Origin of the sequence: Bartonella sp. AA89HNZF (assembly GCF_042196905.1) — a bacterium.
Classification (GTDB): Bacteria; Pseudomonadota; Alphaproteobacteria; order Rhizobiales; family Rhizobiaceae; genus Bartonella.
Genome location: NZ_JBHIRD010000007.1, coordinates 63,256 through 69,231, shown reverse-complemented (window position 1 = coordinate 69,231; position 5,976 = coordinate 63,256). Strand labels below are relative to the sequence as shown.

Annotated in this window: 4 protein-coding genes, 1 other RNA gene and 3 pseudogenes; 4 read left to right on the top strand and 4 right to left on the bottom strand. The window is 40.6% G+C overall.

What is annotated here, in order from left to right; genetic code table 11:
- Nucleotides 1-337: 337 nt before the first annotated feature.
- The 4 genes and pseudogenes from ACFIN0_RS04920 to ACFIN0_RS04905 all read left to right on the top strand — a co-directional run.
- Nucleotides 338-670, top strand: a pseudogene (locus ACFIN0_RS04920) (UDP-N-acetylglucosamine 1-carboxyvinyltransferase); the annotation flags it as partial.
- A 431-nt stretch (nt 671-1,101) separates the two neighbouring features.
- Nucleotides 1,102-1,494 carry a helix-turn-helix domain-containing protein gene (locus ACFIN0_RS04915; protein WP_375675217.1) on the top strand — a complete coding sequence of 131 codons (393 nt, stop codon included), beginning with the start codon at nt 1,102-1,104 and terminating at the stop codon, nt 1,492-1,494.
- 247 nt (nt 1,495-1,741) lie between these two features.
- Nucleotides 1,742-2,135, top strand: a pseudogene (locus ACFIN0_RS04910) (helix-turn-helix domain-containing protein).
- Between the two features lie 281 nt (nt 2,136-2,416).
- Nucleotides 2,417-2,773, top strand: a pseudogene (locus tag ACFIN0_RS04905) (helix-turn-helix domain-containing protein).
- Nucleotides 2,774-3,115: 342 nt separating this feature from the next.
- Here the strand turns inward: ACFIN0_RS04905 and ACFIN0_RS04900 are convergent.
- The 4 genes from ACFIN0_RS04900 to ssrS form a co-directional block, all read right to left on the bottom strand.
- Nucleotides 3,116-3,937: a TIGR00282 family metallophosphoesterase gene (locus ACFIN0_RS04900; protein ID WP_375611657.1), complete on the bottom strand. Its 822-nt coding sequence runs from the start codon at nt 3,935-3,937 to the stop codon at nt 3,116-3,118.
- An 18-nt stretch (nt 3,938-3,955) separates the two neighbouring features.
- Nucleotides 3,956-4,561: a 5-formyltetrahydrofolate cyclo-ligase gene (locus ACFIN0_RS04895; RefSeq protein WP_375702057.1), complete on the bottom strand. Its 606-nt coding sequence runs from the start codon at nt 4,559-4,561 to the stop codon at nt 3,956-3,958.
- Nucleotides 4,562-4,678: 117 nt separating this feature from the next.
- Nucleotides 4,679-4,852: a hypothetical protein gene (locus ACFIN0_RS04890; RefSeq protein ID WP_375702041.1), complete on the bottom strand. Its 174-nt coding sequence runs from the start codon at nt 4,850-4,852 to the stop codon at nt 4,679-4,681.
- 252 nt (nt 4,853-5,104) lie between these two features.
- Nucleotides 5,105-5,265: non-coding RNA, 6S RNA (gene ssrS, locus ACFIN0_RS04885), on the bottom strand.
- Between the last annotated feature and the right edge of the window lie 711 nt (nt 5,266-5,976).

The following is a 5,976-nucleotide window of genomic DNA, read 5'->3' as shown; positions in this document are numbered from 1 at the left end:
ATTGGCAGCAAAGGGAGAAACAATCGTCAATCGTGTTTATCATCTTGATCGTGGATTTGAGAGATTAGAAGAAAAATTGGCTCGTTGTGGCGCAAAAATCCAACGTATCACAGTGTAAAGCTTTCAAAGATATGCTCCAAAGAATGGCTTTGGGAGGGGGCGATATATTTTTAGGTGTGCTTTTTGGAGGCTTGATCTCAAAAATAAAGGGTTATTAGTCCTCTCAATAAACGTGGGTTTTATCTCATGGTTTTTACGAGCGAGCATAAGAGTTTGAGAGGCGGGTGGGGTTCATAAAACAAACAAATAGAGACTTGTATCATTGTTTTCAGTGTCGTTTACGGCGCTTATGACACGGGTTGAGGGAACCGCGCGGATTACAGAGACGATTTTTGAAAATCGTTTTATGCATGTTCAAGAACTCAATCGCTTGAGGGGCAAATAAAGCTTGATGGGCGAGAGAGCAACGCATCTCATGGAACAGAGAATTTGCAAGGGGCTCCCGTCATGGCGACTGATTTGCGCGCTTGTTGTTTCTCTTGTGATTGCAGCATTGGCAGCAAAGGGAGAAACAATCGTCAATCGTGTTTATCATCTTGATCGTGGATTTGAGAGATTAGAAGAAAAATCGGCTCGTTGTGGCGCAAAAATCCAACGTATCACAGTGTAAATCTGTAAGATGTCTCTCAAAAATGGCTTTGGGAGGGGGTGATATGTTGTTAGGTGTGCTTTTGGGAGGCTTGATCTCAAAAATAAAGGGTTATTAGTCCTCTCAATAAACGTGGGTTTTATTTCATGGTTTTGGAGTTTTTACGAGCGAGCATAAAAGTTTGAGAGGTGGGGGTGGAGCTCATAAAATAAAGACTGTTTTTAAATTTTATTGCTAATTTCATGAAATTACTTTATACCTTAGAGGGTAACTTTGGTCGTCTACGCAACGACCAAGAGGGATTCAAAAACCCCTAAAATCCGAGCGTAAAAATGAACCTACTCTTGTGGGTGTCCCGGGATTCCGGGAGTTTTTGCTATGTCCAGGTGCGCTCTAGCACTAAAAGCAAAAAAGCTGACTCGGATTCAGTGTTTTTGACTCCCGGAATACCAATGCGAGGGCGCTCGCAACCGGCAGGGGAGCTTGAAGTGAAAGCTAAAAATCCACACTTTAACGATATTTCGATAGGCAGAAAAATTCGCTTTAAAAGAACAATGCTGGGAATGTCGCAAAAGAAATTAGGCAGCCAGTTAGGGGTGACTTTTCAACAAATCCAAAAATATGAAAAAGGCTCTAATCGTATAGGGGCGGGGCGTTTACAAGAAATTGCTGATATTCTCAATGTTCCCATTTCTTTTTTCTATACGGATCTCTCGACAAAAGAAAATGCCTTGTATTGCTGTGATGAAGGGATCGCAAGTAAAGAAGAGCACATTCTTTTGAAAAGTTTTAGAGAGCTCAAACCTCAAAAACAGAAGGCAATTTTGTGTTTGATTGTCTCATGAGATAAAAACACTGTTTTAATTTTTATTGCTGGTCTCCAGAAATTATTTTATGAACAAGCACCAGGGTTCTCGTCGTACAGTGTGGTTGAATGGTGAAACCCAAAGCCTGAAAATCCAAGATGAAACATTAGCCTGCTTTATAAGTATCGCGAGATTCCGGGAGTTTTTGCTATGTCCAGGTGCGCTCTAGCACTAAAAGCAAAAAAAGCTGATTCGAACTCAGTACTTTCAGACTCCCGGAATACTCATGCGAGGGCGCTCGCAACCGGCAGGGGAGCTTGAAGTGAAAGCTAAAAATCCACACTTTAACGACATTTCGATAGGCAGAAAAATTCGCTTTAAAAGAACAATGCTTGGAATGTCGCAAAAGAAATTAGGCAGTCAGTTAGGGGTGACTTTTCAACAAATCCAAAAATATGAAAAAGGCTTCAATCGTATAGGGGCGGGGCGTTTACAAGAAATTGCCGATATTCTTAATGTTCCCATTTCCTTTTTTTTATTCTGGTCTCTCAACAAAGGAAAACGTCTTGTATCCTTATGATGATGAGATCTCAAGCAAAGAAGAGCACATCCTTTTGAAAAGTTTTAGAGAACTCAAACCTCAAAAACAGCAAGCATTTTTGTGTTTGATTATCTCATGAGATAAAAACACTGTTTTAAATTTTATTGCCAATTTCCTGAAATTACTTTATACCTTGAAGGGTAACTTTGGTCGTCTACGCAGCGATCAACAGGGATTCAAAAACCCCTAAAATCCGAGTGTAAAAATGAACCTACTCTTGTGGGTGTCCCGGGATTCCGGGAGTTTTTGCTATGTCCAAGTGCTCTCTAGCACTAAAAGCAAAAAAAGCTGACTGAACTCAGTACTTTCAGACTCCCGGAATACGCATAAGAGGCGCTCGTACTCGGCAGGGGGTGCGAAGTGAAAGCTAAAAATCCACATTTTAACGATATTTCGATTGGCAAAAAAATTCGCTTGAAAAGAACAATGATCGGAAGGTCGCAAAAGAAATTAGGCAGCCAGTTAGGAGTAACCTTTCAACAAATCTAAAAATATGAAAAAGGCTTCAATCGTATAGGGGCGGGGCGTTTACAAGAAATTGCCGATATTCTTAATGTTCCCATTTCCTTTTTTTATTCTGGTCTCTCAACAAAAGAAGACGTCTTGTATCCTTGTGATGATGAGATCTCAAGCAAAGAAGAATACATTCTTTTGAAAAGTTTTAGAGAGCTCAAACCTCAAAAACAGCAAGCAATTTTAAGATTAAATTTTCGTTAGAATCAAAAAAAGATTAAAGAGGCTCTTGCTAAATAATAAATTATTATATAAAGCTTTTTTTAGAGAAGGGGGTTAACATTTCTCCTCCCCCCCCCCCGCAGAAATGTCGAAATAAAACCTCCTTCTCATCGTTTTAAAAATCACGAAAAATTTTATCCTTTATCCTTTATTTTTTTTAAAAGAGTGACTTATTTGTGCTAGAAAAGTTGCTGTATTAGGTAAATTGGAGGGCGGGGTGTTTTTAGTAGGAATTTGGGAAGGGCTGGAAAAATCGTCTTGCCAAATAGAGTTCTCAAAAGGAAATCTTGGAAAGAAACTATCAAAGGGGCGGCTTAAAAGAAGCTACCAAAAATCCGGAACTTCAGGCTTTAAATGAGGACCAATCCGTACCGCCGAGACCTTTTCTGCTAAACCGGTGCGATCTGAAATCTCAACCGCTAAACCACAGAGGGTGGCAGGACCGCACGCCGGTTCAAAACGATCTTGCTTCGTCTTATAAAGAAAACGGTGTAAGGGTTCTTCTTTATCCATTCCAAGAGATGAGTTATAATCTCCACACATGCCTGCATCTGTTAAATAGGCGCTCCCACCTTCTAAGATTTGCGCGTCAGCCGTGGGAATATGCGTATGGGTGCCAACGATAACACTCACACGACCATCAAGAAAATGACCAAAACATTGCTTCTCGCTTGTCGTTTCTGCGTGAAAGTCAAAAATAATCGTGTCGGCTTGCTCCATCAACGAACAGGCAAGCAGAATATTTTCCGCTGTTTCAAATGGATCTTCTACTTTACACGGCATAAAAACGTTGCCCAACAGATTGGCGACAAGAACACGGGCGCCATTTTTTGCCGTAAAAACACCAGAACCTTTTCCAGGAGTTTCTTTCGAAAAATTGGCAGGGCGTAAAAAACGATCACTCTCATGGGCATACTGCAATGCTTCTTTGTGAGAAAAAGCATGATTACCTGTGGTGACAACATCAACACCGGTCATCAAAAGATCTTGATACGTTTCTTGTGTGAGACCAAAACCACCAGAGGCATTTTCACCATTTACCACAACAAAATCAAGCTGCCATTTCTCAATCAGTTGAGGAAGGTATTCAAAAACAGCTTTACAGCCTGTGCTACCAACAATGTCACCTAAAAATAAAAAACGCATAGGCGCTTTAATCACATTTTAACATTTTAAGAAACCTTTTTCTGTAAAAATTCCTTGTACCTGTAGATCGTGTTCTGCTGCGGGAATAGAGGAAACCTCCTGACATGAAAATCCTATGCCCCATAATATCATTTGATGCCCTTGTTTTTCAAGAGCTGCAACAGCACGGTCATAGTATCCTCCTCCATAGCCAAGACGGTGACATTGACGATCAAATGCAGAAAGCGGAACAATAATATTATTGGGGGCAACAACGTCATTGTCTGCACCCGGACCAAAGGTGCCAAAACGCATGGGCTCTAAAATTGTGCTGGGCGAAAATGCACGGAAAATCATGGTGGTGGAATCAAGAACTGCTGGTAAGGCTAAATGCCCACCGCGTAACGCTACAGCATCCAGTAAAGGACGCGGGTCAATTTCCGATTTAATGGGCCAATAGCCTGCTAAAATGAGGCGTGAAAAATCGGTTCCCTTCCTTTCAAGGTATTCAATAAAGTGGCAACAAGCACGCTGCGAAAAGAGTGCGCGCTCTTCTGTTAAAAGAGCATCACGACGCGATAAACCGCTTTTGCGTTGCTGTGTGCGAAGGGATGAAGCAGATTCACAGAGGGGATTGTTTGTCATTGTCTCGTCAATTATTTTATAAGATGCTGGTATTTTATCCATTGTTGGCGTTTTGTAAATCTCTGTATGGATAAGAGCTTTGCTCATGAAAAAAAGCATGAAAAAAGTGTGTGCTCTTTAGGGGGTATCTTGGTGCAACAAGCCGCTTTTGCGTTGCTGTGTGCGAAGGGATGAAGCAGATTCACAGAGGGGATTGTTTGTCATTGTCTCGTCAATTATTTTATAAGATGCTGGTATTTTATCCATTGTTGGCGTTTTGTAAATCTCTGTATGGATAAGAGCTTTGCTCATGAAAAAAAGCATGAAAAAAGTGTGTGCTCTTTAGGGGGTATCTTGGTGCAACAAGCCGCTTTTGCGTTGCTTGCGTGCGAAGGGGTGAAGCAGTCACAGAGGGGATTATTTTGTAAGTGCTGTCTGTTTTATAAAATAAAGCTTATCGTAATTTTTATTTCTTGAAAAGAGTATCGTCATTGGTCTTATGTAAAAAGATGCTCTCAATTTTAGCTGGAAAAATTTTTATGCAAAAAAGTTAATACAAATAAAGGGTGATCCACAACAGCCGATGGAAAAAGCTGATCCCGGGAACCTATACAAATAGGTGGGCGCCATATGAAAAAGCCCACGGGCTTGATCAGGGACAGCTCCCTTGGAGATCATTAAGGTCTCAGGAATACGTTATTTCCTGTCGAGAAGCGCAGAACACCCTCCTTAATATAAAATAATTTCAGAGCTTCTGCTAGAGATAAAATAACCTCGCCCTCTTCTTTTTCATAACGTTTTTCAGGAGAGTTTTTAGAACCTTGCTGGTGGTTGCTCGAAATGGCTGTATGATGGATGGCTTATTCAAAGTAAAAAAGCAAAAAATATGAGTGGGGGTGGGTGATTGAGTGACGTAGAACGGTTTATTGCCAATCGCTTGATTTTTATGTTTCGGGGAGCTTTGAAGGGGAAATATTTTTTATTTAAGGATGTTTGTTGAATTGATATTGCTTCTTTGAAGTTTTTTCCTTGTAGGGAATATTTCAGTGCTGTTTTATCAACTTTGAGGGGGGGAGAGAGCCGATACGGTATGTGCTGCTATGGTTTTATAAAAATAAAAAAAAGACGATGACTATTTATCAGAGGGGCTAAGCGATGTTTTAAGATTTTTTCAAAAAGTGTTTTTTGAGCTTCGTGTTTTATCATCTTTTTATCCATGATGGAGGGATAGTGAAAAAAAGAGGCGGTGTGAAGAGAACGCAGGCGTGCAGCGTTTTTTTGCTATGAGAGAAATTCTGAAGGAAGTATATTGGAAGTGTTTGGACGCTGCTTGCAATACAAAAAAGGTCCAAATTCAAAAAAAGCACTGTGAATTGTGTGGGGGGATGTGTGGTTATAAGCAGGGGGCTTTTAGTTTATTGAGTGGAATGTGAAGC

Bases quoted from the DNA above. Each gene is read 5' to 3' on its own strand.
- ACFIN0_RS04915 (WP_375675217.1), top strand. From the start codon at position 1,102: ATGCGAGGGCGCTCGCAACCGGCAGGGGAGCTTGAAGTGAAAGCTAAA.
- ACFIN0_RS04895 (WP_375702057.1), bottom strand. From the start codon at position 4,561: ATGACAAACAATCCCCTCTGTGAATCTGCTTCATCCCTTCGCACACAG.
- ACFIN0_RS04890 (WP_375702041.1), bottom strand. From the start codon at position 4,852: ATGAGCAAAGCTCTTATCCATACAGAGATTTACAAAACGCCAACAATG.
- ACFIN0_RS04900 (WP_375611657.1), bottom strand. From the start codon at position 3,937: ATGCGTTTTTTATTTTTAGGTGACATTGTTGGTAGCACAGGCTGTAAA.